Origin of the sequence: Pseudomonas viridiflava (assembly GCF_900602065.1) — a bacterium.
Lineage (GTDB): Bacteria > Pseudomonadota > Gammaproteobacteria > Pseudomonadales > Pseudomonadaceae > Aquipseudomonas.
In genome coordinates this window covers 1-282 of record NZ_UWFN01000150.1, presented here as the reverse complement: position 1 = coordinate 282, position 282 = coordinate 1, and the positions used below count along the sequence as shown (strand labels likewise).

The window sequence follows — 282 nt, the reverse complement described above, 5'->3', positions numbered from 1 at the left end:
CCGCGGAAACGCCAATAGTTTGTAAAATTCTCTGGGTTGGTCAACTGCAAGAAGCCGCGGCCATACCAAGGGGCATACCAGAGCGTGGAACCGCTACCTTCCGACAGCAAACCCAACCATTGAGTTTCCTGGATCGCGTTACCATAGAACGATGCGAGCCGCAGAGGCGAATTGATGCCGTATTTACGCGTCATCCGATTGAGTCCGATCCGTTGACTCACGGCCACCGAGGTGGGTGCGGTCAGATCTGTCTGAACCGCCTCCCACAGATAAGTGCCAGAG

1 protein-coding gene is annotated in these 282 nt (G+C 55.3%); it reads right to left on the bottom strand.

What is annotated here, in order from left to right; genetic code table 11:
- Positions 1-282, bottom strand: a 282-nt coding sequence (locus tag EE949_RS29640) for a hypothetical protein (protein ID WP_206335695.1), incomplete at both ends; no start/stop codon positions are given.